The organism is Streptomyces sp. NPDC020958 (genome assembly GCF_055562175.1).
Window position 1 is genome coordinate 124,180 of record NZ_JBVHFU010000008.1, and the last position, 25,431, is coordinate 149,610.

General features: G+C 69.2%; 21 protein-coding genes and 4 tRNA genes. 20 read left to right on the forward strand and 5 right to left on the reverse strand.

Annotated features, from left to right (window positions below):
- Positions 1-100 precede the first annotated feature (100 nt).
- Positions 101-589, reverse strand: coding sequence for a YajQ family cyclic di-GMP-binding protein (locus ACZ3KP_RS23630; RefSeq protein ID WP_132890235.1), 489 nt, complete (start codon positions 587-589; stop codon positions 101-103).
- A gap of 223 nt (positions 590-812) precedes the next feature.
- Between ACZ3KP_RS23630 and ACZ3KP_RS23635 the strand changes: the two genes are divergently transcribed.
- Positions 813-894: transfer RNA gene (locus ACZ3KP_RS23635), tRNA-Tyr, on the forward strand.
- Between the two features lie 206 nt (positions 895-1,100).
- Positions 1,101-1,313, forward strand: coding sequence for a hypothetical protein (locus tag ACZ3KP_RS23640; RefSeq protein ID WP_467501627.1), 213 nt, complete (start codon positions 1,101-1,103; stop codon positions 1,311-1,313).
- Positions 1,314-1,361: 48 nt separating this feature from the next.
- Here ACZ3KP_RS23640 and ACZ3KP_RS23645 read toward each other — a convergent pair whose 3' ends face one another.
- Both ACZ3KP_RS23645 and ACZ3KP_RS23650 read right to left on the reverse strand, forming a co-directional pair.
- Positions 1,362-2,018, reverse strand: coding sequence for an SDR family oxidoreductase (locus tag ACZ3KP_RS23645; protein ID WP_358983532.1), 657 nt, complete (start codon positions 2,016-2,018; stop codon positions 1,362-1,364).
- A gap of 441 nt (positions 2,019-2,459) precedes the next feature.
- Entirely contained in the window at positions 2,460-3,725 is a 1,266-nt protein-coding gene (locus tag ACZ3KP_RS23650) for an amidohydrolase family protein (protein WP_360562979.1), read from the reverse strand.
- Positions 3,726-4,003: 278 nt separating this feature from the next.
- On the opposite strand from ACZ3KP_RS23650, the gene ACZ3KP_RS23655 reads away from it, so the two are divergent.
- The 8 genes from ACZ3KP_RS23655 to ACZ3KP_RS23690 all read left to right on the forward strand — a co-directional run bounded on the left by ACZ3KP_RS23655 (position 4,004) and on the right by ACZ3KP_RS23690 (position 8,931).
- Positions 4,004-4,076, forward strand: a tRNA-Thr gene (locus tag ACZ3KP_RS23655).
- Between the two features lie 44 nt (positions 4,077-4,120).
- Positions 4,121-4,193: transfer RNA gene (locus ACZ3KP_RS23660), tRNA-Met, on the forward strand.
- A gap of 91 nt (positions 4,194-4,284) precedes the next feature.
- Positions 4,285-4,449, forward strand: a complete 165-nt coding sequence (gene rpmG, locus ACZ3KP_RS23665; RefSeq protein WP_003948671.1) for a 50S ribosomal protein L33 — start codon at positions 4,285-4,287, stop codon at positions 4,447-4,449.
- A 117-nt stretch (positions 4,450-4,566) separates the two neighbouring features.
- Complete coding sequence (locus ACZ3KP_RS23670; protein ID WP_358983536.1) at positions 4,567-5,031, forward strand: MaoC family dehydratase N-terminal domain-containing protein; 465 nt, start codon at positions 4,567-4,569, stop codon at positions 5,029-5,031.
- 7 nt (positions 5,032-5,038) lie between these two features.
- A complete protein-coding gene (locus ACZ3KP_RS23675) occupies positions 5,039-5,467 on the forward strand; it encodes a MaoC family dehydratase (RefSeq protein ID WP_366890250.1) in 429 nt (142 codons plus the stop codon).
- Between the two features lie 195 nt (positions 5,468-5,662).
- A complete protein-coding gene (locus ACZ3KP_RS23680) occupies positions 5,663-6,238 on the forward strand; it encodes a TetR/AcrR family transcriptional regulator (protein ID WP_467501628.1) in 576 nt (191 codons plus the stop codon).
- A 102-nt stretch (positions 6,239-6,340) separates the two neighbouring features.
- Positions 6,341-7,975: an MFS transporter gene (locus tag ACZ3KP_RS23685; protein ID WP_467501629.1), complete on the forward strand. Its 1,635-nt coding sequence runs from the start codon at positions 6,341-6,343 to the stop codon at positions 7,973-7,975.
- Complete coding sequence (locus ACZ3KP_RS23690; RefSeq protein WP_467501630.1) at positions 7,876-8,931, forward strand: UDP-N-acetylmuramate dehydrogenase; 1,056 nt, start codon at positions 7,876-7,878, stop codon at positions 8,929-8,931. Before ACZ3KP_RS23685 ends, ACZ3KP_RS23690 begins: the two co-directional genes overlap by 100 nt.
- A 70-nt stretch (positions 8,932-9,001) precedes the next feature.
- Here the strand turns inward: ACZ3KP_RS23690 and ACZ3KP_RS23695 are convergent, their stop codons facing one another.
- A complete protein-coding gene (locus ACZ3KP_RS23695) occupies positions 9,002-10,042 on the reverse strand; it encodes an adenosine deaminase (protein ID WP_467501631.1) in 1,041 nt (346 codons plus the stop codon).
- A gap of 131 nt (positions 10,043-10,173) precedes the next feature.
- The gene (locus tag ACZ3KP_RS23700; RefSeq protein ID WP_467501632.1) at positions 10,174-11,400 is read right to left on the reverse strand and encodes a pyridoxal phosphate-dependent aminotransferase; all 1,227 of its coding nucleotides are present in this window, start codon (positions 11,398-11,400) and stop codon (positions 10,174-10,176) included.
- Between the two features lie 261 nt (positions 11,401-11,661).
- Between ACZ3KP_RS23700 and ACZ3KP_RS23705 the strand changes: the two genes are divergently transcribed.
- From ACZ3KP_RS23705 to ACZ3KP_RS23750, 10 genes are all read left to right on the forward strand, one after another.
- A tRNA-Trp gene (locus ACZ3KP_RS23705) sits at positions 11,662-11,734 on the forward strand.
- 108 nt (positions 11,735-11,842) lie between these two features.
- On the forward strand, positions 11,843-12,127 hold the full coding sequence (secE, locus tag ACZ3KP_RS23710; protein ID WP_132890224.1) for a preprotein translocase subunit SecE: 285 nt from the start codon (positions 11,843-11,845) through the stop codon (positions 12,125-12,127).
- Between the two features lie 80 nt (positions 12,128-12,207).
- Entirely contained in the window at positions 12,208-13,071 is an 864-nt protein-coding gene (gene nusG, locus ACZ3KP_RS23715; protein ID WP_467501633.1) for a transcription termination/antitermination protein NusG, read from the forward strand.
- 157 nt (positions 13,072-13,228) lie between these two features.
- Positions 13,229-13,663, forward strand: coding sequence for a 50S ribosomal protein L11 (gene rplK, locus ACZ3KP_RS23720; protein WP_132857189.1), 435 nt, complete (start codon positions 13,229-13,231; stop codon positions 13,661-13,663).
- A gap of 82 nt (positions 13,664-13,745) precedes the next feature.
- Positions 13,746-14,471, forward strand: a complete 726-nt coding sequence (gene rplA, locus ACZ3KP_RS23725; RefSeq protein ID WP_132890222.1) for a 50S ribosomal protein L1 — start codon at positions 13,746-13,748, stop codon at positions 14,469-14,471.
- Between the two features lie 266 nt (positions 14,472-14,737).
- Entirely contained in the window at positions 14,738-15,610 is an 873-nt protein-coding gene (locus tag ACZ3KP_RS23730; protein WP_467501634.1) for an SCO4651 family lipoprotein, read from the forward strand.
- Positions 15,611-15,921: 311 nt separating this feature from the next.
- Positions 15,922-16,452, forward strand: coding sequence for a 50S ribosomal protein L10 (gene rplJ / locus ACZ3KP_RS23735; RefSeq protein ID WP_132890220.1), 531 nt, complete (start codon positions 15,922-15,924; stop codon positions 16,450-16,452).
- Between the two features lie 136 nt (positions 16,453-16,588).
- Positions 16,589-16,972, forward strand: a complete 384-nt coding sequence (gene rplL / locus ACZ3KP_RS23740; RefSeq protein ID WP_358983595.1) for a 50S ribosomal protein L7/L12 — start codon at positions 16,589-16,591, stop codon at positions 16,970-16,972.
- A 553-nt stretch (positions 16,973-17,525) separates the two neighbouring features.
- The gene (gene rpoB / locus ACZ3KP_RS23745; RefSeq protein WP_358983554.1) at positions 17,526-21,011 is read left to right on the forward strand and encodes a DNA-directed RNA polymerase subunit beta; all 3,486 of its coding nucleotides are present in this window, start codon (positions 17,526-17,528) and stop codon (positions 21,009-21,011) included.
- Between the two features lie 96 nt (positions 21,012-21,107).
- A complete protein-coding gene (locus tag ACZ3KP_RS23750; RefSeq protein ID WP_358983556.1) occupies positions 21,108-25,007 on the forward strand; it encodes a DNA-directed RNA polymerase subunit beta' in 3,900 nt (1,299 codons plus the stop codon).
- The last annotated feature ends 424 nt before the right edge of the window (positions 25,008-25,431 follow it).

Sequence of the window (25,431 nt, forward strand, 5' to 3'; positions counted from 1 at the left end):
GGCCCCCCCCCCCCCCCCGCCCCGGGCCCCCCCGGGGGGGGGGGGGGGGGGGGGCCCCCCCGGCCCCCCCCCCCCCCCCCCACGCCCCGGCCGGTCGTGTCTACCGGTAGTTCACGAACTGAAGGGCGAAGTCGAAGTCCTGGCCCTTCAGGAGCGCGATCACGGCCTGGAGGTCGTCCCGGCTCTTCGAGCTGACGCGCAGCTCGTCACCCTGAACCTGGGCCTTCACGCCCTTGGGGCCCTCATCACGGATGATCTTCGCGACCTTCTTGGCGTTCTCCTGGGAGATGCCCTCCTCGATCGACGCGAAGATCTTGTACTCCTTGCCGGAGAGCTGCGGCTCGCCCGCGTCCAGCGCCTTCAGCGAGATGCCACGCTTGATCAGCTTCGACTGGAAGACGTCGAGGATCGCCTTGACCCGCTCCTCGGAGTTCGCCTGCATCAGGATCTTCTCGCCGGACCAGGAGATCGAGGCGTCCACGCCCTTGAAGTCGTAGCGCTGCGAGACCTCCTTGGCGGCCTGGTTGAGGGCGTTGTCGACCTCCTGCCGCTCGACCTTCGAGACGATGTCGAAACTGGAGTCGGCCATGTCCTGTGGCTCCTTGTATCGGGGGTATCGGGATGCGGTCCGGCGCGTCGCGGCGGCCGTAGGGCCCGGCGCGGAGACCGGGGCGCATCCGCACCAGCCTAGCCACCCCGCGTCCCCTGGGCGCCGATCAATCGAGTGGCGGAGCACCCCTCGGGATCGGGTATTGTTTACGTCGTTGCCAGGGAGCACCGCCGAAAAGCGGTTCGACCCGGCGGCAAACCCCGGCGGTGTGCCCGAGCGGCCAAAGGGAGCAGACTGTAAATCTGCCGGCTCAGCCTTCCCAGGTTCGAATCCTGGCGCCGCCACTTCGGGGAAGACCCCTTCTGGACTGCGGAAACGCAGATCAGAAGGGGTCTTTTCGTATGACGTGGGTGGTGTCGAGGAACGGCGTGACATCTTCCACACCTGCGCTCGGTCGTGCCGGTGCCGGACGGGCGCAGGTGAGGGCGCGTCACCCCGGCGAGCCCCGCAGCCCCGATACGGGTGCCGCGCGCCGGGGCACACTGAACACATGTCCTTCCGTCGCAGAACCTGTCCGGTGTGCCACCGCGAAATCGCCGTCGTCGCGGGTCGCTTCGCACGGCACGACCCGCCCGGGGCGCGCGGAACCGGCGACCTGATCTCCTGCACCGGCTCGCGGCGGCAGGCTCAACTCGGGGCGGTCCAGCCTTCGTTGGACGGTTACACAGTGCCGGACTTCCCGGGACAGCTGCCGCTGTTCTGAACACTCCGAGCGGCAGCCCTCAACATCACGAACGGGCGGGCTGCGAGGTCAGTTCCCGGCCACCGACTTCACGGCCACCGCGACCGGCACCGACCCGCCGATCAGCTCCAGGGTCAGCCCGGCCGTCGCCGAGGTGTCCACCAACTCCGCCAGTACGGCGGCCACATCGTCGCGCGGGACCGAACCCCGGCCCGTGTGCGCCTCCAGACGCACCAGGCCCGTGCCCGGCTCGTCCGTCAGGGCACCGGGGCGCAGGACGGTCCAGTCCAGGGCGTCCTGCCGGGTGACATGGGCGTCGGCCGCACCCTTGGCCCGCAGGTACACGTCGAAGACGTCGTCGCCCTTGTGCTGCGGATCCGCGCCCATCGAAGAGACGATCACGAACCGGCGTACGCCCGCGCGCACGGCCGCGTCCGCGAACAACACCGCCGCGTCCTTGTCCACCGTCTCCTTGCGGGCCGTGCCACTACCGGGACCCGCTCCGGCCGCGAACACCGCGGCGTCCGCCCCTTCCAGATGCGCCGCGACCTCCTCCACCGACGCCGACTCCAGGTCGAGCAGCACCGGTTCGGCGCCGGCCGCCCGCAGTTCGTCGCCCTGCTCGGCCTTCCGGATGATCCCCGCGACCTCGTCCCCACGCGCGGAGAGCAGCCGCTCCAGCCGCAACGCGATCTGACCATGACCACCAGCGATGACAATGCGCATGTTTCCGACCGTACGCCCGAAGCCCCGCATCCGCCGCACGACTTCATGCGCCCCACTCGTACGCGTGGACTTACGGAGGCGCCATCCGCGGCAGCTCCCAGGGGGCCCGAACCCGCTCCTGCGCGCGTGCCTCTCCGCGGCGCCGCGCGCCCGCGCAGCCGCTCAGTCGCCCAGTCGCCGAGGGCTCCTGCCCTCGCTCCCGCCCACGCACGCGCCGGGCGCGCTTCGTGCGAGGTGGGGTGGTGGCGTACGGCGCGGGCGCGGGAGATGGGCACGCGGCACGCTCCGAGGGCCGGGCCGCTCGGGTGGCGCGGAGGGATTCCGGGGCCGGGACGGCAGGAAGACGCGGAACAGGCGTGGGCCTCGGTGTGTGGGCGGGGGCGCGGGCACGAGCCCCTCAGCGCGGCTTCTTCAGCTCGCGCCCTCTCAGCACGCGCCCCCTCAGGACAACTCTCCCCGCCCCTGCCGCGGCAGTCCCAGCTCCGCGGCCACCGCCGAGTTGCAGTACTCGCGCACCGCGCTCGTGCGTGCCACCACGCGCCCCCGGTGCACCACGATCCGGCTGTAGGCGAGGGAGAGCGCGCCCGCCAGGTGGTCGCCGCGTACGGCGAGAAGCTCGGCGGGAAAGCCGGCCTCGACGCGGACCTCGGGGAGGCCGAGGGCCGCGCGGGCGGACGCGCTCACGGCGTCGTAGGCGTCCTCCGGACGCAGACCGTGGCGGGAGGCCAGGAGGTAGGCCGCTTCGAGGGGATCGCCGCGTCCGACGGGGTTCGAGAGGTCGCGCAGGGCGCCGCTGCCGGCGGCGACCCGTACCCCGGCCGCGCGCAGCAGCCGTAGCGGAGCGGTACCGCGCCGGTCGACGGAACCGCAGCCGCCCTGGGGCAGGCACACCACCGTGACGCCCGCCGCGGCGAGTTGGTCGGCGACCCGGGCCGCCGCCTCGGCGGGCAGGCGCGTGAGCCCGGCGCACGGGCCTAGGGTCACGCCGGGGCGCATACCGCCCGCCATCGCCGCGAGCCTGGCCAGCCGGGCCGGATCTGTCGCGTCGGTGTGCAGGTCGACCGGACAGCCGTGCTCGGAGGCCACCTCCAGTACGGCCTCCACATAGCCCGTGGGGTCGGGGTCGAGGTCGGGGCAGCCGCCCATCACGGACGCCCCCATCTTCGCGGCGTCCCGCAGCATCGCGAGCCCGTCGGCGCCCGCGACCCCGGTCAGCACGCGCGGCATCGCGACGGCCGTGAGCTCGGCGAGCCCGCGCAGCGAGCGGCGTGCCTGGAGGACCGCGGCCAGGGCGCCCAGCCCCTGCACGTCGCCCACCCGTACGTGCGCGCGCACCGCCGTCGCACCGTGCCCGAGCTGCAGCAGAGCCGCTTCTGTGGCGCGGCGCTGGACGTCCTCGGGCTCATACGTGACGGGGCCGTCGTGCTCGGCGGAGAGCGCGGTGTCCGCGTGGGCGTGCGGTTCGGCCGGGGCCGGGAGGAGGAGGTAGCCGCTGAGATCCACGCGCGCGCCGCCCGCGCGGGCGAGGCCCGACGCGAGGCTGCCGGCCGTGCCGACCGCCTCGATGCGCCCGCCGCCCAGCCGTACGTCCACGGTCCGGCCGTCGGTGAGCCGCGCGCCGCACAGGAGGAGCGCGGCCGGGTCGGAGTGGCCCGAGGAACCCGAGGAGTTGGACGACGAGGGCGGCTGCGGCTGGCTGTCGGGCATCGCGCTCCATGGAGGTCGGTCCAGGCGGGGGACTCAAGATCACGCAGAGTGAGTCGAGCCTAGGCTGACGGAGGGCGCGGGGCCGGGAGGAGCGCAATAGTCGTACCGGAGCCGTCGGACCTGCGAGGAACGGGCCGGGCACGCGCGCGTGGGGAGCGCCGGAAGGGGCCTGAGGGGCTGCCGGGAGGCGGCGGGGAGCCGTGCGCGACGGGCCGGGAAGGGCGGCGGGAAACGGATTTGGGTGAACGGCGGCCGAGCGTGTAATGTCTTCATCGCTCGCCCCAATAGCTCAGTCGGCAGAGCGTCTCCATGGTAAGGAGAAGGTCTACGGTTCGATTCCGTATTGGGGCTCTGGTGTGAGAGGTCCCGCCGCAAGGCGGGGCCGATCTCATCAAAGCGGTGTAGCTCAGTCGGTAGAGCAAGCGGCTCATAATCGCTGTGTCACCGGTTCAAGTCCGGTCACCGCTACTGACAGTAGCCGATTGCGGGGTCGGTCCTTCGATCGGCTACTCTTTCTTGCGTTGAATCAAGTCCATCCGTTCGTCTTAGGAGCACTCACGTGGCTGCCACCGACGTCCGCCCGAAGATCACGCTGGCCTGCGTGGAGTGCAAGGAGCGGAACTACATCACCAAGAAGAACCGGCGTAACAACCCGGACCGTCTTGAGATGAAGAAGCACTGCCCGCGTTGCAACGCGCACACCGCGCACCGCGAAACGCGATAACTACAGGCTCGTTCGTGAGGCCGTCCCCGGTTCGGGGGCGGCCTCACGGCGTTTCGGCAGCCGGCTTTCCCGCTAGTTTGTGGGGCAGCACAGCAGACATCAGGAGGTGCCGGGCCAATGGCGCTCGACCAGTCCTTCGTGGGACGGACCTACCCGCCCACCGAGCCCTACGAGGTGGGCCGGGAGAAGATCCGTGAGTTCGCCGAGGCGGTGGGCGACACCAACCCCGTGTACACGGACCCGGAAGCCGCCAAGGCGCTCGGCTATTCCGATGTGATCGCCCCGCCGACTTTTGTCTTCTCGATCACTTTCCGGGCGGCCGGACAGGTCGTCGAGGACCCGCAGCTCGGCCTGGACTACAGCCGGGTCGTGCACGGCGACCAGAAGTTCGCCTACCGGCGCCCGGTGCGCGCCGGTGACCGGCTGAGCGTCACCTCGACCATCGAGGCCGTGAAGTCGCTCGCGGGCAACGACATCATCGACATCCGCGGAGACGTCCACGACGAGACGGGCGAGCTCGTGGTGAGCGCGCTCACCAAGCTGGTGGCCCGCGCGGCGGACGCGGCAGAAGGCGAGGCGTGAGGATCCGATGACGGCGAAGATCGCGTACGAGGACGTCGAGGTCGGCACCGAACTGCCGACGCAGATTTTTCCCGTGACCCGCGCCACCCTGGTGCGCTACGCGGGCGCCTCCGGGGACTTCAACCCCATCCACTGGAACGAGAAGTTCGCCAAGGAGGTCGGGCTGCCGGACGTCATCGCGCACGGCATGTTCACCATGGCCGAGGCGATCCGCGTGGTCACCGACTGGACCGGTGACCCCGGCGCGGTCGTGGACTACGGCGTCCGTTTCACCAAGCCCGTCGTCGTCCCGAACGACGACCAGGGCGCCCTGATCGAGGTCAGCGGCAAGGTCGCGGCCAAGCTGGACGACAACACGGTGCGCGTCGACCTGACGGCGACGAGCGCCGGGCAGAAGGTGCTGGGCATGTCGCGGGCGGTCGTGCGACTCGGCTGAGAGCCGGCCGTCCGAAGCGACAGCGGTGCCCGCGGTGCGGGTAAGGAGCGCTCTCCCTTGCGGGCGCTCCTTACACAGTGTGACGTCGGCACAGTGTGACGTCGGTGAGCATGCCGACAGGGTCACCGCGGGTTCCGGTCGACAGCCCTGGGCCTCCCCTTGACGAAGTTAGTGATTGAGCACTAACTTCATCGCATGGTCAGGATGAGTGCTGAGGAGCGACGCGTGAGCGTCATCCGCGCGGCGATCGCCGAGTTCTCGCAGAGGGGCTACTACGGCACCTCCACCGAGGCGATCGCCAAGCGGGTCGGCGTCTCGCAGCCGTACCTCTTCCGGCTCTTCCCGGGCAAGAAGGCGATCTTCGGTGCCGCCTCACTGCTCTGCATCGACGAGATGCGCGAGCTCTTCGAGAAGGCCGCCGAAGGGCTGGAGGGGCAGGAAGCCCTGGACGCCATGGGTGAGGCGTACGTGCGGCTGATCCAGGAGCGGCCGGAGCTGCTCCAGATGCAGATGCAGACGTACATCACCCTCGCGGCCGCGGAGGCGGAGGGCGAGCACGAGTTCGGTGAGCTCGTACGGGCCGGCTGGACGCGGCTCTGGGAGACGGTGCACCTGCTCTCCGGAGCCGACCTCGAGCGCACCACCGCCTTCCTCGCCAAGGGGATGCTCATCAACACCTACACGGCCATGGGATTTCCGCCCGAGCACCGGGTCTGGCAGGGGATGTACCAGGACGCCCCGGGGGGTCGGACGTTCGGAGAGGCGCAGTGACGGCGGAGGGGCGGTTCATGCGTGCCCTCCGGTGTTTTTCCTGTGCCAAAAACTTAGTGATCAATAACTAATCCATTGTCACAGGCCAGCCCTGGGGGAGCGATGTCACAAGAGACAGCACAGCGGACCGCTCAGCAGACCGGACGAAAGACCGCGCCTCGCGGTGGCGCCGCATGGGCACTCGTCATCACCGGTGTCGCCGGATTCATGGCGTCCCTCGACAACCTCGTCGTCACCACCGCCCTGCCCTCCATCCGCAAGGACCTCGGCGGAGCCCTGGACGACCTCGAATGGACCGTGAGCGCCTACACGCTCACCTTCGCCGTCCTGCTCATGTTCGGCGCCGCCCTCGGAGACCGCTTCGGCCGGCGCCGGCTCTTCCTCGTCGGCCTCACCGTCTTCACCGGCGCCTCCGCCGCCGCGGCCCTGGCGCCCGGCATCGACGCCCTGATCGCCGCCCGTGCGGTCCAGGGTGTCGGCGCGGCCATCATGATGCCGCTCACCCTGACCCTGCTGACGGCCGCCGTCCCCGAGGCCAGGCGCGGCATGGCGTACGGCATCTGGGGGGCCGTCAACGGGCTCGCGGTCGCCTCAGGGCCGCTCATCGGCGGCAGCCTCACCGAACACGTGTCCTGGCATTGGATCTTCTGGCTGAACGTCCCGCTCGGTGTCGCGGTACTGCCGTTCGCCCGCCTCCGACTCGCCGAGTCGTACGGCACCGGAGCCCCGCTCGACATACCCGGCACCCTGCTCGCCAGCGGCGGTCTCTTCGGGATCGTCTACGGCCTGGTACGCGGCCCCGCCGACGGCTGGACCAGCCCCCTCGTGCTCACCGGCCTGTTCGCCGGGCCCGCGCTGCTCGCCGGGTTCGTGCTCTACGGCAGCCGCGCCGGAAACCCCATGCTGCCGATGCGGCTCTTCCGGTCCCGCGCCTTCTCCGGGATCAACGCGGCCAGCCTGCTGATGTTCCTCGGGATGTTCGGATCGATCTTCCTGCTGAGCCAGTACATGCAGGGTGTGCTCGGCTACTCGCCCACCGAGGCCGGTCTCAGGATGCTGCCCTGGACGGGCATGCCGATGATCGTCGCGCCCGTCGCCGGCATCCTCTCCGACCGGATCGGAGGCCGTCCGGTCGTCGCCGCCGGGCTCTTCTTCCAGGCCGCAGGCCTCGGCTACCTGGCCGCCGTGGTCACCGCGCACGCCTCCTACGGGAGCCAGCTGCCCGGCCTCGTCATCAGCGGGATCGGCATGGGCCTGTACTTCGCCCCGGCCGCCAACCTGGTGATGTCCGCCGTACGTCCGCAGGAACAGGGCATCGCCTCCGGCGCCAACAACGCGCTCCGCGAGGTCGGCGGCGCGCTCGGTGTCGCGGTCATGTCGTCGATCTTCTCCGCACAGGGCGGCTACGCCGGCGCGCAGGACTTCGTGGACGGCCTGCGGCCCGCCCTGGTGACCGGCTCGGCGGCGGTCGCCCTCGCCGGGGTCGCCGCACTGCTGATCCCCGGCCGGCGCGGAGCCGCGCGGCCGGGGGCGGTGACGGCGGCCGCGCTGGCGCCGCGGGCCGGGGGCAGGGGCCGCCACGCGCGCGTGCGGATCGGGAAGGGGGGCTGTCAGCGGCGTCTCGTAGTCTTGGGCCCGTGCAGGAACTCCACGACGCCCCCCTCGCCCCCCTCACCACCTTCCGGCTCGGCGGCCCCGCCACCCGGCTGGTCACCGCGGTCACCGACGCCGAGGTGATCGCCGCCGTCCGCGCCGCCGACGACACCGGGACCCCGCTGCTCGTCATCGGCGGCGGATCGAACCTGGTCATCGGCGACAAGGGCTTCGACGGCACGGCCCTGCGCATTGCCACCACCGGCTTCGAACTGCGCGGTACGACGATGGAGCTGGCGGCCGGCGAGGTGTGGACGGACGCGGTCGCCCGCACCGTCGAGGCCCGACTGGCCGGCGTCGAGTGCCTCGCCGGGATCCCGGGCTCCGCGGGCGCCACACCGATCCAGAACGTGGGTGCGTACGGGCAGGAGGTGTCCTCGACCATCACCGAGGTCGTCGCGTACGACCGCCTGGCCGGTGAGACCGTGACGCTCACCAACGAGGAATGCGCGTTCTCCTACCGGCACAGCCGGTTCAAGGACGACCCCGAGCGGTACGTGGTGCTGCGCGTCCGTTTCGTGCTGGAGGACGCGGACGGACTCTCGGCGCCCGTGCGGTACGCCGAGGCCGCGCGGGCGCTCGGCGTGGAGCCGGGGGACCGGGTGCCGCTGGCCGAGGCCCAGGAGACCGTGCTGAAGCTGCGGGCGGGGAAGGGCATGGTGCTGGACCCCGAGGACCACGACACCTGGTCCGCCGGGTCCTTCTTCACCAACCCGATCCTCACGGACACGCAGTTCGCCGACTTCCACGCGCGCGTGCGGGAGCGGCTGGGCGACGGGGCCGAGCCGCCGGCCTACCCGGCGGGCGACGGACGCACCAAGACCTCGGCGGCTTGGCTGATCGACAAGGCGGGGTTCGGCAAGGGATACGGCCGCGGAGCGGCCCGGATCTCCACCAAGCACACGCTGGCGCTGACCAACCGCGGCGGTGCGACGACCGAGGATCTGCTGGAGCTGGCGCGGGAGGTCGTCGCGGGCGTTCACCAGGCCTTCGGTGTGACCCTCGTCAACGAGCCGGTGACGGTCGGCGTCAGCCTCTAGAAGCCTGTTCCCGCGTCCAGAGGGCGTCCTGAGGGTCCGGAATGGCGGCGGCCTGAAGCATGCTGCGGGATCAGGGCAGCGGGGCGGTCAGCCAGGCGTCGATGCCCGTCAGCAGCTCCGCCTTCGTGGCCTCGGGCGCCGCCGAGCCCCGCACCGACTGGCGGGCCAGCTCCGCCAGCTCCGCGTCCGTGAAACCGTGGTGCACGCGCGCGATGTCGTACTGGGCCGCCAGCCGGGAGCCGAACAGCAGCGGGTCGTCCGCGCCCAGGGCCATCGGGACCCCTGCCTCGAAGAGGGTCCGCAGCGGGACGTCCTCGGGTTTCTCGTAGACGCCCAGGGCCACGTTGGAGGCCGGGCACACCTCGCAGGTGATCTGCCGGTCCGCCAGGCGCTTGAGCAGCCGCGAGTCCTCCGCCGCCCGCACCCCGTGCCCGATGCGGGAGGCGTGCAGGTCGTCCAGGCAGTCCCGGACCGACGCGGGGCCCGTCAGCTCGCCGCCGTGCGGGGCCGCCAGCAGACCGCCCTCGCGTGCGATGTGGAACGCCCGGTCGAAGTCCCGGGCCATGCCCCGCCGCTCGTCGTTCGAGAGACCGAAGCCGACCACGCCGCGGTCCGCGTACCGCACCGCGAGGCGGGCGAGCGTGCGCGCGTCCAAGGGGTGCTTCATACGGTTCGCGGCGACCAGGACGCGCATGCCGAGACCGGTCTCCCGGGACGTCGTCTCCACCGCGTCCAGGATGATCTCCAGGGCCGGGATGAGACCGCCCAGGCGCGGGGCGTACGACGTCGGGTCCACCTGGATCTCCAGCCAGCCCGAGCCGTCCCGCAGGTCCTCCTCGGCGGCCTCCCGCACGAGTCGCCGGATGTCGTCGGGCTCTCTGAGGCAGGAGCGCGCGGCGTCGTACAGCCGCTGGAAGCGGAACCAGCCGCGTTCGTCGGTGGCCCGCAGTCGCGGAGGTTCGCCGCTGTTCAGAGCATCGGTGAGCGCCTCTGGGAGGCGTACGCCGTACTTGTCGGCCAGTTCCAGGACGGTGCCCGGCCGCATCGAACCGGTGAAGTGCAGATGCAGGTGAGCCTTGGGCAGCTCAGAGACATCACGTACGTGCTCCATTCCAGGATCCTGCCGTACGCACCCGCCGTACCGGTAGCCGATTGCCCTTTAGTGGCCTTGCTCGCACACGAGAACGGGCCGCCTCCCCGGTGAGAGACGGCCCGCACGCGCGCGTGCAGCGCGAAAGGACGTCAGTCCCTCGCCTCGGCCAGCAGCTTCTGCATCCGGCTCACGCCCTCGGCGAGGTCCTCGTCACCGAGCGCGTACGACAGCCGCAGGTAGCCGGGCGTGCCGAAGGCCTCGCCCGGTACGACCGCGACCTCGGCCTCCTCCAGGATCAGCTCGGCCAGCTCCACCGAGGAGGCCGGACGCCGGCCGCGGATCTCCTTGCCGAGCAGCGCCTTGACCGACGGGTACACGTAGAAGGCGCCCTCGGGCTCCGGGCACAGGACGCCGTCGATCTCGTTGAGCATGCGGACGATCGTCCTGCGGCGCCGGTCGAAGGCCTCGCGCATCTTCTCGACCGCGTCCAGGTCGCCGGAGACGGCGGCCAGGGCGGCGACCTGCGCCACGTTGGACACGTTCGAGGTGGCGTGCGACTGGAGGTTCGTGGCCGCCTTGACGACGTCCTTGGGGCCGATGACCCAGCCGACCCGCCAGCCGGTCATGGCGTACGTCTTGGCGACACCGTTGACGACGATGCACTTGTCGCGCAGCTCGGGCAGGACCGCGGGCAGCGAGGTGAACTTCGCGTCGCCGTAGACCAGGTGCTCGTAGATCTCGTCGGTGAGGACCCACAGGCCGTGCTCCACGGCCCAGCGGCCGATCGCCTCGGTCTCGGCCGCGCTGTAGACCGCGCCGGTCGGGTTCGACGGGGAGACGAACAGCACGACCTTCGTCTTCTCGGTGCGCGCCGCCTCCAGCTGCTCGACGGTGACCCGGTAGCCGGTGGTCTCGTCGGCGACGACCTCCACCGGGACACCGCCGGCGAGACGGATGGACTCCGGGTACGTCGTCCAGTACGGGGCGGGCACGATGACCTCGTCACCCGGGTCGAGGATCGCGGCGAAGGCCTCGTAGATGGCCTGCTTGCCGCCGTTGGTGACCAGGACCTGGGAGGCGTCGACCTCGTAGCCGGAGTCGCGCAGCGTCTTCGCGGCGATGGCGGCCTTCAGCTCGGGCAGACCGCCGGCCGGGGTGTACCGGTGGTACTTCGGGTTCTTGCAGGCCTCGATCGCGGCGTCGACGATGTAGTCCGGGGTCGGGAAGTCGGGCTCACCGGCGCCGAAGCCGATCACCGGGCGCCCGGCGGCCTTCAGGGCCTTGGCCTTGGCGTCCACGGCGAGGGTGGCGGACTCGGAGATCGCGCCGACTCGGGCGGAGACCCGGCGCTCGGTGGGAGGGGTTGCAGCGCTCATGGACCCATCGTTTCAGACCGGAAACCTGCCCGGCACGCCGGTTTCACAGACTGAACAGCTTCGGGCCGAACCATGAACAAGCGTGCGGATCCGCCCCCCGGCCAGGACGATCTTCGGTACCACTGCCCCGGACTGGCGCTTTCTGTTCGACGCGGCGCCACGGAGCACGTACACTCTCACCTCGTTGGCCTTCAGCAGCCGCGCCCGAGACGGTGCACACACCGAGCACCCGTCCGGATGCGGTACGTTGGGGGACACCAAAGGGTCGTAGCTCAATTGGTAGAGCACCGGTCTCCAAAACCGGCGGTTGGGGGTTCAAGTCCCTCCGGCCCTGCTACACACACCGCCAGGATGTGTGCGCATGTACGTACAAGCATTGCACCGCCGTGCGGCTCTGGAACCGGGCGCGGCACGGCCACGACCCGGGATCAGGTGAGGACGAATGACGGACGCCGTGGGCTCCATCGACACTCCTGATGCCGATGAGGTGCCCGAGTCCAAGAAGAAGGCCCGCAAGGGCGGCAAGCGTGCCAAGAAGGGCCCGCTGAAGCGCCTCGCCACCTTCTACCGCCAGATCATCGCGGAGCTCCGCAAGGTCGTCTGGCCGACTCGCAACCAGTTGACGTCGTACACCACCGTGGTGATCTTCTTCGTCGCCATCATGATCGCTCTGGTGACCGTGATTGACTATGGACTCAACCACGCTGCCAAGTACGTCTTCGGCTGAGCACAGAGCGAAGGGCGCCGTGGTAGCGGCGCCCGTTTTCGCATGTTCCACCCCTATGTATCCAGGAAGAAGCAGCCATCGTGTCTGACCCGAACCTGAACGACGCCGTCGAGCCCGCCGAGACCGTCGACGACGAGCTGGACATCGTCGAGGGCGCGGACGAGCAGGACGAGTTCGAGGCTGCCGAGGCCGCACTGGGGGAGCCGGCCGAGGAGGCCGCGGTCCACGTCGAGGACGAGGAAGCGGACGAGGCCGACGAGACGGACGGCGACGCCGAAGAGGCCGCCGACGAGCTCGAAGAGGTCGAGGAAGAGCCTGCCGAGCCGGTCGACCCCGTCGCCGCCCTGCGCGAGGAGCTGCGCACGCTCCCCGGCGAGTGGTACGTCATCCACACCTACGCCGGCTACGAGAACCGCGTGAAGACCAACCTGGAGCAGCGCGCCGTCTCGCTGAACGTCGAGGACTACATCTTCCAGGCCGAGGTGCCGCAGGAGGAGGTCGTCCAGATCAAGAACGGCGACCGCAAGACGATCAAGCAGAACAAGCTGCCCGGTTACGTCCTCGTCCGCATGGACCTGACCAACGAGTCCTGGGGCGTCGTCCGCAACACCCCCGGTGTCACCGGCTTCGTCGGCAACGCCTACGACCCGTACCCGCTGACCCTGGACGAGATCGTCAAGATGCTCGCTCCCGAGGCCGAGGAGAAGGCGGCCCGCGAGGCCGCCGAGGCCGAGGGCAAGCCGGCGCCGCAGCGCAAGGTCGAGGTCCAGGTGCTGGACTTCGAGGTGGGCGACTCGGTCACCGTCACGGACGGCCCGTTCGCCACCCTCCAGGCCACCATCAACGAGATCAACCCCGACTCCAAGAAGGTCAAGGGCCTGGTGGAGATCTTCGGGCGCGAGACGCCGGTGGAGCTGTCGTTCGACCAGATCCAGAAGAACTAGCTCCTCACGGACGTAAAGCTTCCGAGCAGGTCAGGCACGTGCCTGACCTGCTCGGTTTTTGGCCGCGCATCTATACCCGTTATCGTTGTGCGGTATGCCTGCAACCGGGTGGTCCCCGGATGTGGGCAGGACCCGAAATGAAAGGACCCGGAGAGCTATGCCTCCCAAGAAGAAGAAGGTCACGGGGCTCATCAAGCTCCAGATCAACGCCGGTGCGGCGAACCCGGCCCCGCCGGTCGGTCCTGCGCTCGGCCAGCACGGCGTCAACATCATGGAGTTCTGCAAGGCCTACAACGCCGCGACCGAGTCGCAGCGTGGCTGGGTCATCCCGGTGGAGATCACGGTCTACGAGGACCGTTCGTTCACCTTCGTCACCAAGACCCCGCCGGCCGCGAAGATGATCCTCAAGGCCGCTGGTGTCGAGAAGGGCTCCGGCGAGCCCCACAAGACCAAGGTCGCCAAGATCACCCAGGAGCAGGTCCGCGAGATCGCGCAGACCAAGCTTCCCGACCTGAACGCCAACGACCTGGACGCCGCGTCGAAGATCATCGCCGGCACCGCCCGCTCCATGGGCATCACGGTCGAGGGCTGATCCCCACCTTCGTAGAACCACCGTGGTAGGGCCTGCTCGGCCCGTACACCACGACTCCTTCCAAGAACAAACAGGAGCAGTTGTGAGCAAGCGCAGCAAGGCCCTTCGCGCTGCGGACGAGAAGATCGACCGGGCGAAGCTGTACGCCCCGCTCGAGGCCGTCCGTCTCGCCAAGGAGACCTCCACGACCAAGTTCGACGGCACCGTCGAGGTCGCCTTCCGCCTGGGTGTCGACCCGCGCAAGGCCGACCAGATGGTCCGTGGCACCGTGAACCTCCCGCACGGCACCGGCAAGACCGCCCGGGTCCTGGTCTTCGCGACCGGTGACCGTGCCGAGGCCGCGCGTGCCGCGGGCGCCGACATCGTCGGCGCCGACGAGCTGATCGACGAGGTGGCGAAGGGGCGTCTGGACTTCGACGCCGTCGTCGCCACCCCGGACCTCATGGGCAAGGTCGGCCGTCTCGGCCGCGTCCTCGGCCCGCGTGGTCTGATGCCGAACCCGAAGACCGGCACGGTCACCCCGGACACCGCCAAGGCGGTGACCGACATCAAGGGCGGCAAGATCGAGTTCCGCGTCGACAAGCACTCGAACCTGCACTTCATCATCGGCAAGACGTCCTTCGAGGACGACAAGCTGGTGGAGAACTACGGCGCCGCGCTGGAGGAGATCCTCCGTCTGAAGCCGTCCGCCGCCAAGGGTCGCTACATCAAGAAGGCCGCGGTCAGCACCACCATGGGCCCCGGCATCCCGGTCGACCCGAACCGCACCCGCAACCTCCTCGTCGAGGAGGACCCGGCCGCCGTCTGAGCCCCGCGCTCGGTCCGGCAGCCGCGTCAGGGACGCGCAGCCAACAGGACGGGCCCCGCAATCCGAAAGGGTTGCGGGGCCCGTCCTGCTGCGTCACGAACCCGCTCCTCGCCCTCCGTCGGCTTGGTGCCCGGGGACTCGGCGGGCCGCTTCGTGGGTCACCCCGGTGGGTCGCCCCTGTGGGGGTGCTTCGGCGACTTTCGGCGCGGTGTCGGTGGGCTGGGTTAGCGTCGGCGGTGCGGGACTCGTATCGGGGGTGGGGCGGGATGACCAGCAGGGGTGGGCGCCGGGCGGCCCTGGCGATCATGGTGGCGACCGTGCTGACCGGGTCGGCCGCCTGCACCTCCCCGTCGGACACGCCCGCGAAGGGCGCCAGGAACACGGCCGCCCCCCAGGCCCGCCCGACCGCCGCCCTGCGCGCCGCCGAACGCGCCACACGCCGGGCCGGCTCCGCCCGGGTCCGCTCCACCACCGCCCTGGGCACCCTGATGTCCACCAGGGCCGAGGGCGCCCTCGGCTGGACCGACGGAACCACCGGCACCCTCACCATCACCTACACCGGCGGCAGCACGGCCGATCTGATGCGCGGCCTCGACTCCGGCTCCCTGGAGACCCGCTACCTCAGGGACGCCTACTACGCCAAGGTCGGCGAGCGGTTCGCCCGGCAGCTCGGCGGCAGACACTGGATCAAGTACACGTACGACTATCTCGCCACCCTGGGCGGCGGCTCCGGCGCGATGCTGACGGACGTCATGCGCAACACCACGCCCAACCGGCCGGTACGGCTGCTGCTCGCCTCCGCCGACGCGCACAGGGTCGGTGAGGAGAAGGTCGCCGGCACCGCCACCACTCACTACTCGGGCACGGTGCGCGTCTCCGACCTGGTCGCCGGCAGCGGCCTGCGCGGACAGCTCACCCGGGCCGGGGTCACCGCCGAGACCGTCGACCTCTGGATCGACGCCAAGGGCCTCCTGGTCAAGAAGACCGAAAAGGCCGACACGGCGAGCGGCGCGCTGAACCAGACCGCCTACTACGGCGACTACGGAGTGAAGGTCAGCGCGGAGCAGCCCCCGTCCGGCGACACCGAGGACTTCGGGACCCTCCTGAAGAAGCAGGGGGTCGGCGAGCCGACCTCCTGAACGCGCTCGTACCCAGCGGGCGCACTCACGCGGTCGTAGAAGGCGATTTGCTTGACACTGCACCGATCCCGTACGCTCCTACAGAAGCCAAAGACCGCTGGTCGTTGCCGTGTGCTCGTCAGAGCTTGCGGTGGCCGAAGGATCCGCTGAACCGCGGACGACCCGCGCAGGTGACTGTGGAAATGCTCCCGGAACACACGCTCGCGTGTGTGTGCCCGGTCGAGCTAAGCCCCGTGCGCCTGCGCCGGGGCGTTTCGTTTTCCCAGCCCCTTCTGAGCGGTCCTCATCACCCGGAAGGAGGCCGACGCTCTATGGCAAGGCCCGACAAGGCTGCCGCGGTAGCCGAGCTGACGGAGCAGTTCCGCAGCTCGAACGCCGCCGTGCTGACCGAGTACCGGGGTCTCACCGTGGCGCAGCTCAAGAACCTGCGCCGCTCGCTCGGTGAGAACGCCCAGTACGCCGTGGTGAAGAACACGCTGACCAAGATTGCGGCCAACGAGGCCGGGATCACGACGCTCGACGACCTGTTCAACGGTCCGACGGCGGTCGCCTTCGTCACCGGTGACCCGGTGGAGTCGGCTAAGGGTCTTCGTGACTTCGCCAAGGACAACCCGAACCTCGTCATCAAGGGCGGTGTCCTTGACGGCAAGGCGCTGTCCGCCGACGAGATCAAGAAGCTTGCGGACCTCGAGTCCCGCGAGGTTCTGCTCGCCAAGCTGGCGGGCGCCCTGAAGGGCAAGCAGACGCAGGCTGCTCAGGTCTTCCAGGCGCTCCCGTCGAAGCTCGTCCGCACCGTGGACGCGCTTCGCGCCAAGCAGGACGAGCAGGGCGGTGCCGAGTAACTCGGCTCGCATCATGACCGCCGCCTGAAGCAGGCCGCCGCACGGCGGCTCGCCCGAAGCGGCGGTCGTAGCGGGCCGAACGTACGCCCGCCAGACATGTACATCCGGCACCAGCCGAATTAGTGGAAGGAAAGCCATCGTGGCTCTCACCCAGGACGAACTGCTCGCCGAGTTCGAGGGCATGACCCTCATCCAGCTCTCCGAGTTCGTGAAGGCGTTCGAGGAGAAGTTCGACGTCACCGCCGCCGCCGCGGTTGCCGTCGCGGGTCCGGCCGGTCCGGCCGCCCCGGCCGAGGCCGCCGAGGAGCAGGACGAGTTCGACGTCATCCTCACCGGCGCCGGCGACAAGAAGATCCAGGTCATCAAGGTCGTGCGTGAGCTGACCTCGCTCGGCCTGAAGGAGGCCAAGGACCTGGTGGACGGCGCCCCGAAGCCCGTCCTCGAGAAGGTCGCCAAGGAGGCCGCGGACAAGGCCGCCGAGTCCCTCAAGGCCGCCGGCGCCTCCGTCGAGGTCAAGTAACACCTCCGAGGTCGTAGGGACCTCTGTGTGCTGAAACACCCCCTCGGGGGCTGTAACGCACAGACCGCGAAGAGCGATCATCCATCTGGGTGGTCGCTCTTCGGCGTTCCCGGGAGGCCGACCGCGGTTGCCTTGCGCCCGCCACGGCGGGGGGTATGGTGATCTTCGTCGTGTCTCCGGCGCGCCGGGTTTGCGCAGCGGGGCCTTGACGAACCGCACGCAGCGCGCAATTCTCAGGACGCGTCGCCAGAACGGTCCGAATCCGAGGCATGGATCGGCGACGAAGAGGGCAGTATCAACGTGCGTTGAGGGCAGGCATGACGCAGGCGTTGACGATGAAGAGGGTCTCAGAAAATGGAGACTGGACATCAGTGTGCCAAGTGGCTACACTGACCCTTTGCGCTGCCTGTTAGCTGTCCCCTGCCCGTCACCAGGGGTCTACCCTCACCCGAACGCCGACGACCGATCCCCTCTGAACTGGGGTTTCTGTCTCTGCGTCCAGGAAGGGACCGGGGAGCGCGTAGTGAGTCCGAGCCCTCGGAAGGACCCCCTCTTGGCCGCCTCGCGCACTGCCTCGAACGCGAATATGAACAACGGCGCCAGCACCGCCCCGCTGCGCATCTCCTTTGCAAAGATCAAGGAGCCTCTCGAGGTTCCCAACCTGCTCGCGCTGCAGACCGAGAGCTTCGACTGGCTGCTCGGCAACACCGCCTGGCAGAGTCGGGTCGAGGAGGCTCTGGAGTCCGGTCAGGACGTCCCCACCAAGTCCGGTCTGGAGGAGATCTTCGAGGAGATCTCCCCGATCGAGGACTTCTCCGGGTCGATGTCGCTGACGTTCCGCGACCACCGCTTCGAGCCGCCGAAGAACAGCATCGACGAATGCAAGGAGCGCGACTTCACGTACGCCGCCCCGCTCTTCGTCACGGCCGAGTTCACCAACAACGAGACCGGTGAGATCAAGTCCCAGACGGTCTTCATGGGCGACTTCCCGCTCATGACGAACAAGGGCACCTTCGTCATCAACGGCACCGAGCGTGTCGTGGTGTCGCAGCTGGTCCGTTCGCCCGGTGTCTACTTCGACTCCTCCATCGACAAGACGTCCGACAAGGACATCTTCTCCGCCAAGATCATCCCGTCCCGGGGTGCCTGGCTGGAGATGGAGATCGACAAGCGCGACATGGTCGGTGTCCGCATCGACCGCAAGCGCAAGCAGTCGGTCACCGTGCTGCTCAAGGCTCTCGGCTGGACCACCGAGCAGATCCTCGAGGAGTTCGGCGAGTACGAGTCCATGCGCGCCACCCTGGAGAAGGACCACACCCAGGGCCAGGACGACGCGCTGCTCGACATCTACCGCAAGCTGCGTCCGGGCGAGCCCCCCACGCGTGAGGCCGCGCAGACGCTCCTGGAGAACCTGTACTTCAACCCCAAGCGCTACGACCTCGCCAAGGTCGGCCGCTACAAGGTCAACAAGAAGCTGGGTGCGGAGGCTCCGCTCGACGCGGGCGTCCTGACCGTCGAGGACGTCATCTCGACGATCAAGTACCTGGTGAAGCTGCACGCCGGTGAGACCGAGACGGCCGCGGACAACGGCCAGACGATCGTCGTCGAGACCGACGACATCGACCACTTCGGCAACCGTCGTCTGCGCAGCGTCGGCGAGCTCATCCAGAACCAGGTCCGCACCGGTCTGGCCCGTATGGAGCGCGTCGTCCGTGAGCGCATGACCACCCAGGACGTCGAGGCGATCACGCCCCAGACCCTGATCAACATCCGGCCGGTCGTCGCCTCCATCAAGGAGTTCTTCGGCACCAGCCAGCTGTCCCAGTTCATGGACCAGAACAACCCGCTGTCGGGTCTCACCCACAAGCGGCGCCTGTCGGCGCTCGGCCCGGGTGGTCTCTCCCGTGAGCGGGCCGGCTTCGAGGTCCGTGACGTGCACCCGTCGCACTACGGCCGCATGTGCCCGATCGAGACCCCCGAAGGCCCGAACATCGGCCTGATCGGCTCGCTCGCCTCCTACGGCCGGGTCAACGCGTTCGGTTTCGTCGAGACCCCGTACCGCAAGGTCGTCGACGGCCAGGTCACCGACGAGGTGGACTACCTGACCGCCGACGAGGAGGACCGCTTCGTCATCGCGCAGGCCAACGCCGGCCTGACCGACGACCTGCGCTTCGCCGAGGGCCGCGTCCTCGTCCGCCGCCGTGGCGGCGAGGTCGACTACGTCGCCGGTGACGACGTGGACTACATGGACGTCTCGCCGCGCCAGATGGTGTCGGTCGCGACCGCCATGATCCCCTTCCTGGAGCACGACGACGCCAACCGTGCCCTCATGGGCGCGAACATGATGCGCCAGGCCGTGCCGCTGATCAAGAGCGAGGCCCCGCTCGTCGGCACCGGCATGGAGTACCGCTCCGCGGTCGACGCCGGTGACGTGGTCAAGGCCGAGAAGGACGGTGTGGTCCAGGAGGTCTCCGCGGACTACATCACCACCGCCAACGACGACGGCACGTACATCACGTACCGCCTGGCCAAGTTCTCCCGGTCCAACCAGGGCACCTCGGTCAACCAGAAGGTCATCGTCAACGAGGGCGACCGCATCATCACCGGCCAGGTGCTGGCCGACGGTCCGGCCACCCAGAACGGCGAGATGGCCCTCGGCAAGAACCTGCTCGTGGCGTTCATGCCGTGGGAGGGTCACAACTACGAGGACGCGATCATCCTGTCGCAGCGCCTCGTGCAGGACGACGTCCTCTCCTCGATCCACATCGAGGAGCACGAGGTCGACGCCCGTGACACCAAGCTCGGCCCCGAGGAGATCACCCGGGACATCCCGAACGTCTCCGAGGAGGTCCTCGCCGACCTCGACGAGCGCGGCATCATCCGCATCGGCGCCGAGGTCATCGCCGGTGACATCCTCGTCGGCAAGGTCACCCCGAAGGGCGAGACCGAGCTGACCCCCGAGGAGCGCCTGCTGCGCGCGATCTTCGGTGAGAAGGCCCGTGAGGTCCGTGACACCTCGCTGAAGGTGCCGCACGGCGAGACCGGCAAGGTCATCGGCGTGCGCGTCTTCGACCGCGAGGAGGGCGACGAGCTGCCGCCGGGCGTGAACCAGCTGGTCCGCGTCTACGTCGCGCAGAAGCGCAAGATCACCGACGGTGACAAGCTCGCCGGCCGCCACGGCAACAAGGGTGTCATCTCGAAGATCCTCCCCATCGAGGACATGCCGTTCCTCGAGGACGGAACTCCGGTCGACATCATCCTCAACCCGCTCGGCGTCCCGTCCCGAATGAACCCGGGACAGGTCCTGGAGATCCACCTCGGCTGGCTCGCCAGCCGCGGCTGGGACGTCTCCGGTCTCGCCGACGAGTGGGCCCAGCGTCTCCAGGCCATCGGCGCCGACCAGGTCGCCCCGCGCACCAACGTCGCCACCCCGGTCTTCGACGGTGCCCGCGAGGACGAGCTGGCGGGTCTGCTGCAGCACACCATCCCGAACCGCGACGGCGACCGACTGGTCCTCCCGTCCGGCAAGGCGCGGCTGTTCGACGGCCGCAGCGGTGAGCCGTTCCCGGACCCGATCTCGGTCGGCTACATGTACATCCTGAAGCTGCACCACCTGGTCGACGACAAGCTGCACGCCCGTTCGACCGGCCCGTACTCGATGATCACCCAGCAGCCGCTGGGTGGTAAGGCCCAGTTCGGTGGCCAGCGGTTCGGCGAGATGGAGGTGTGGGCCCTCGAGGCCTACGGCGCCGCGTACGCCCTCCAGGAGCTGCTGACCATCAAGTCCGACGACGTCACCGGCCGTGTGAAGGTCTACGAGGCCATCGTCAAGGGCGAGAACATCCCCGAGCCCGGCATCCCCGAGTCCTTCAAGGTCCTCATCAAGGAGATGCAGTCGCTCTGCCTGAACGTGGAGGTGCTGTCCAGCGACGGTATGTCCATCGAGATGCGTGACACCGACGAGGACGTCTTCCGCGCGGCGGAGGAGCTCGGCATCGACCTGTCCCGGCGCGAGCCGAGCAGCGTCGAAGAGGTCTGACGGGAGTCCGGCGGGCCCTGATCGCTCAGGGCCCGCCGACCCCCAGGCCCCCGTTTCAGACCAAAGACTCACAACCCTGAGAGGGATTGACGCATAGTGCTCGACGTCAACTTCTTCGACGAGCTCCGGATCGGCCTGGCCACCGCGGACGACATCCGTCAGTGGAGCCACGGCGAGGTCAAGAAGCCCGAGACGATCAACTACCGCACCCTCAAGCCGGAAAAGGACGGGCTCTTCTGCGAGAAGATCTTCGGCCCCACCCGGGACTGGGAGTGCTACTGCGGCAAGTACAAGCGTGTCCGCTTCAAGGGCATCATCTGTGAGCGCTGCGGCGTCGAGGTGACCCGCGCCAAGGTGCGCCGTGAGCGGATGGGCCACATCGAGCTTGCCGCGCCCGTCACGCACATCTGGTACTTCAAGGGTGTCCCGTCGCGCCTCGGCTACCTGCTGGACCTGGCGCCGAAGGACCTCGAGAAGGTCATCTACTTCGCGGCGTACATGATCACGTACGTCGACGAGGAGCGCCGCACCCGCGACCTGCCCTCCCTGGAGGCGCACGTCTCCGTGGAGCGCCAGCAGATCGAGAACCGCCGGGACGCCGACCTGGAGGCCCGCGCCAAGAAGCTGGAAAGCGACCTGGCCGAGCTGGAGGCCGAGGGCGCCAAGGCCGACGTGCGCCGCAAGGTGCGCGAGGGTGCCGAGCGTGAGATGAAGCAGCTGCGCGACCGTTCGCAGCGCGAGATCGACCGCCTCGACGAGGTCTGGACCCGCTTCAAGAACCTCAAGGTCCAGGACCTGGAGGGCGACGAGCTCCTCTACCGCGAGCTGCGTGACCGCTTCGGCACGTACTTCGACGGCTCGATGGGTGCCGCGGCGCTGCAGAAGCGCCTGGAGTCCTTCGACCTCGACGAGGAGGCCGAGAAGCTCCGCGAGATCATCCGTACCGGCAAGGGCCAGAAGAAGACCCGTGCGCTCAAGCGCCTGAAGGTCGTCTCCGCGTTCCTGCAGACCAGCAACAGCCCCAAGGGCATGGTGCTGGACTGCGTGCCGGTCATCCCGCCGGACCTCCGCCCGATGGTGCAGCTGGACGGTGGCCGCTTCGCGACCTCCGACCTGAACGACCTGTACCGCCGTGTCATCAACCGCAACAACCGCCTGAAGCGCCTTCTCGACCTCGGTGCGCCCGAGATCATCGTGAACAACGAGAAGCGCATGCTCCAGGAGGCCGTCGACGCCCTCTTCGACAACGGTCGTCGCGGTCGCCCGGTCACCGGTCCCGGCAACCGCCCGCTGAAGTCCCTGAGCGACATGCTCAAGGGCAAGCAGGGTCGTTTCCGTCAGAACCTGCTCGGCAAGCGAGTCGACTACTCGGCGCGTTCCGTCATCGTCGTCGGCCCGCAGCTGAAGCTGCACCAGTGCGGTCTGCCCAAGGCCATGGCGCTGGAGCTCTTCAAGCCGTTCGTGATGAAGCGCCTGGTCGACCTGAACCACGCGCAGAACATCAAGTCCGCCAAGCGCATGGTGGAGCGCGGCCGCACCGTCGTGTACGACGTCCTCGAAGAGGTCATCGCCGAACACCCGGTGCTGCTGAACCGTGCGCCCACCCTGCACCGCCTCGGCATCCAGGCCTTCGAGCCGCAGCTGGTCGAGGGCAAGGCCATCCAGATCCACCCGCTCGTCTGCACCGCGTTCAACGCGGACTTCGACGGCGACCAGATGGCCGTGCACCTGCCGCTGTCCGCGGAGGCGCAGGCCGAGGCCCGCATCCTGATGCTGTCCTCGAACAACATCCTCAAGCCCGCCGACGGCCGTCCGGTGACGATGCCGACCCAGGACATGGTCCTCGGTCTGTTCTTCCTCACCACCGACGGCGAGCTGCGCGACACCAAGGGCGAGGGCCGCGCGTTCGGCTCCACGGCCGAGGCGACCATGGCGTTCGACGCGGGCGAGCTGGCGCTGCAGTCGCCGATCGACATCCGCTTCCCGGTGGGCACCATCCCGCCGCGCGGCTGGACCCCGCCGGCCGTCGAGGAGGGCGAGCCGGAGTACCAGATCGGTGACTCCTTCCGGCTGCGCACCACCCTGGGCCGCGCGCTCTTCAACGAGCTGCTGCCCGAGGACTACCCGTTCGTCGACTACTCGGTGGGCAAGAAGCAGCTCGGCGAGATCGTCAACGACCTGGCCGAGCGCTACCCCAAGGTCATCGTGGCGGCGACGCTCGACAACCTGAAGGCGGCCGGCTTCTACTGGGGCACCCGCTCCGGTGTCACCGTGGCCATCTCCGACGTCGTCGTCCCCGAGGCGAAGAAGGCGATCGTCGCCGGCTACGAGGCGCAGGACGAGAAGGTCCAGAAGCAGTACGAGCGCGGTCTGATCACCAAGGAAGAGCGCACTCAGGAGCTCATCGCGATCTGGACCAAGGCGACCAACGAGGTCGCCGAGGCGATGAACGAGAACTTCCCCAAGACGAACCCCATCTTCATGATGGTTGACTCGGGTGCCCGAGGAAACATGATGCAGATGCGGCAGATCGCCGGTATGCGTGGTCTGGTGTCGAACGCGAAGAACGAGACCATCCCGCGTCCGATCAAGGCCTCGTTCCGTGAGGGCCTGTCCGTGCTCGAGTACTTCATCTCGACGCACGGTGCCCGTAAGGGTCTCGCCGACACCGCCCTGCGTACCGCCGACTCGGGTTACCTGACCCGTCGTCTGGTGGACGTCTCGCAGGACGTCATCATCCGCGAGGAGGACTGCGGCACCGAGCGCGGCCTCAAGCTGCACATCGCGGAGGTCGGCGCGGACGGCGTGCTGCGCAAGGCGGAGAACGTCGAGACCAGCGTGTACGCCCGTGCGCTGGCCGAGGACATCGTCGTCGACGGCGTGGTGCTGGCCCCGGCCAACACCGACCTCGGTGACGTCCTCATCGACGAGCTGGTCGCCCGTGGCGTCTCGGAGGTCAAGACCCGCTCGGTCCTGACCTGTGAGTCCGCCGTCGGCACCTGCGCCATGTGCTACGGCCGCTCGCTGGCCACCGGCAAGCTGGTCGACATCGGTGAGGCGGTCGGCATCATCGCCGCCCAGTCCATCGGTGAGCCCGGTACCCAGCTGACGATGCGTACCTTCCACACCGGTGGTGTGGCCGGTGACGACATCACCCAGGGTCTGCCGCGTGTCGTCGAGCTCTTCGAGGCCCGTACCCCGAAGGGTGTCGCCCCGATCTCCGAGGCCCAGGGCCGGGTGCGGATCGAGGAGACCGAGAAGACCAAGAAGATCGTCATCACGCCGGACGACGGCAGCGACGAGACGGCGTACCCGATCTCGAAGCGTGCCCGACTCCTGGTCAGCGAGGGCGAGCACGTCGAGGTGGGCCAGAAGCTCACCGTGGGTGCCACCAACCCGCACGACGTGCTGCGCATCCTGGGCCAGCGTGCCGTCCAGGTCCACCTGGTCGGCGAGGTCCAGAAGGTCTACAACTCGCAGGGTGTGTCGATCCACGACAAGCACATCGAGATCATCATCCGGCAGATGCTGCGCCGGGTGACGATCATCGAGTCCGGCGACGCCGAGCTGCTGCCCGGCGAGCTGGTCGAGCGCTCGAAGTTCGAGCAGGAGAACCGTCGTGTGGTCCAGGAGGGCGGTCACCCGGCCTCCGGTCGTCCGCAGCTCATGGGTATCACCAAGGCCTCGCTGGCCACGGAGTCCTGGCTGTCGGCGGCGTCCTTCCAGGAGACGACGCGAGTCCTCACCGACGCGGCGATCAACGCCAAGTCCGACTCGCTCATCGGCCTCAAGGAGAACGTCATCATCGGTAAGCTCATCCCGGCCGGTACGGGTCTGTCCCGCTACCGCAACATCCGGGTGGAGCCGACCGAGGAGGCGAAGGCCGCGATGTACTCGGCCGTCGGCTACGACGACATCGACTACTCGCCGTTCGGCACAGGCTCCGGCCAGGCCGTTCCGCTGGAGGACTACGACTACGGTCCGTACAACCAGTAGTGGTCGGACCGAAGGGCGGTCACCCTCACGGGTGGCCGCCCTTCGGCGTGCCCGGACCAACGGCAGGGTGATCGCCACGGCGGCCCCCAGGGGCGCGGAGAGGCCGCCGTCGACGAGCTGTGGCGCCCGCTGGGCGCCAGAAAGCCAGGTCCCGGCGCTGGGCGGCCGCGTAGGCGTCGGAGAGCCGCACGAGGGCTCCGGCGGCCCGCAGGGGCCCGGGCGGGGGGATGTCCCCGTCTGCGGGCCCTTGCGGCACCGCCGGCTGCCGCGGGCGGCCAGAGCGCGGCAGCCGGCGGTGGGGAGGGACCGACGGGCGCGAAGGCGCGCGCCGGGCCCGCACCGGCCGCTCCAGTCCAGCAAGTGCCCGCAGGGGGGGCGCTCCAGGAACCCAGGGGCGCCCACCGGCCCGGGAGCGGGGCCATCG

What these genes read in the sequence shown, in the direction of transcription:
- secE (WP_132890224.1), top strand. Translation starts at nt 11,843, where the DNA reads ATGACGGACGCCGTGGGCTCCATCGACACTCCTGATGCCGATGAGGTG.
- ACZ3KP_RS23685 (WP_467501629.1), top strand. Translation starts at nt 6,341, where the DNA reads ATGTCACAAGAGACAGCACAGCGGACCGCTCAGCAGACCGGACGAAAG.
- rplJ (WP_132890220.1), top strand. Translation starts at nt 15,922, where the DNA reads ATGGCAAGGCCCGACAAGGCTGCCGCGGTAGCCGAGCTGACGGAGCAG.
- ACZ3KP_RS23680 (WP_467501628.1), top strand. Translation starts at nt 5,663, where the DNA reads ATGGTCAGGATGAGTGCTGAGGAGCGACGCGTGAGCGTCATCCGCGCG.
- ACZ3KP_RS23630 (WP_132890235.1), bottom strand. Translation starts at nt 589, where the DNA reads ATGGCCGACTCCAGTTTCGACATCGTCTCGAAGGTCGAGCGGCAGGAG.
- ACZ3KP_RS23730 (WP_467501634.1), top strand. Translation starts at nt 14,738, where the DNA reads ATGACCAGCAGGGGTGGGCGCCGGGCGGCCCTGGCGATCATGGTGGCG.
- ACZ3KP_RS23670 (WP_358983536.1), top strand. Translation starts at nt 4,567, where the DNA reads ATGGCGCTCGACCAGTCCTTCGTGGGACGGACCTACCCGCCCACCGAG.
- ACZ3KP_RS23640 (WP_467501627.1), top strand. Translation starts at nt 1,101, where the DNA reads ATGTCCTTCCGTCGCAGAACCTGTCCGGTGTGCCACCGCGAAATCGCC.
- ACZ3KP_RS23650 (WP_360562979.1), bottom strand. Translation starts at nt 3,725, where the DNA reads ATGCCCGACAGCCAGCCGCAGCCGCCCTCGTCGTCCAACTCCTCGGGT.
- ACZ3KP_RS23695 (WP_467501631.1), bottom strand. Translation starts at nt 10,042, where the DNA reads ATGGAGCACGTACGTGATGTCTCTGAGCTGCCCAAGGCTCACCTGCAT.
- ACZ3KP_RS23700 (WP_467501632.1), bottom strand. Translation starts at nt 11,400, where the DNA reads ATGAGCGCTGCAACCCCTCCCACCGAGCGCCGGGTCTCCGCCCGAGTC.
- ACZ3KP_RS23645 (WP_358983532.1), bottom strand. Translation starts at nt 2,018, where the DNA reads ATGCGCATTGTCATCGCTGGTGGTCATGGTCAGATCGCGTTGCGGCTG.
- ACZ3KP_RS23675 (WP_366890250.1), top strand. Translation starts at nt 5,039, where the DNA reads ATGACGGCGAAGATCGCGTACGAGGACGTCGAGGTCGGCACCGAACTG.
- rplK (WP_132857189.1), top strand. Translation starts at nt 13,229, where the DNA reads ATGCCTCCCAAGAAGAAGAAGGTCACGGGGCTCATCAAGCTCCAGATC.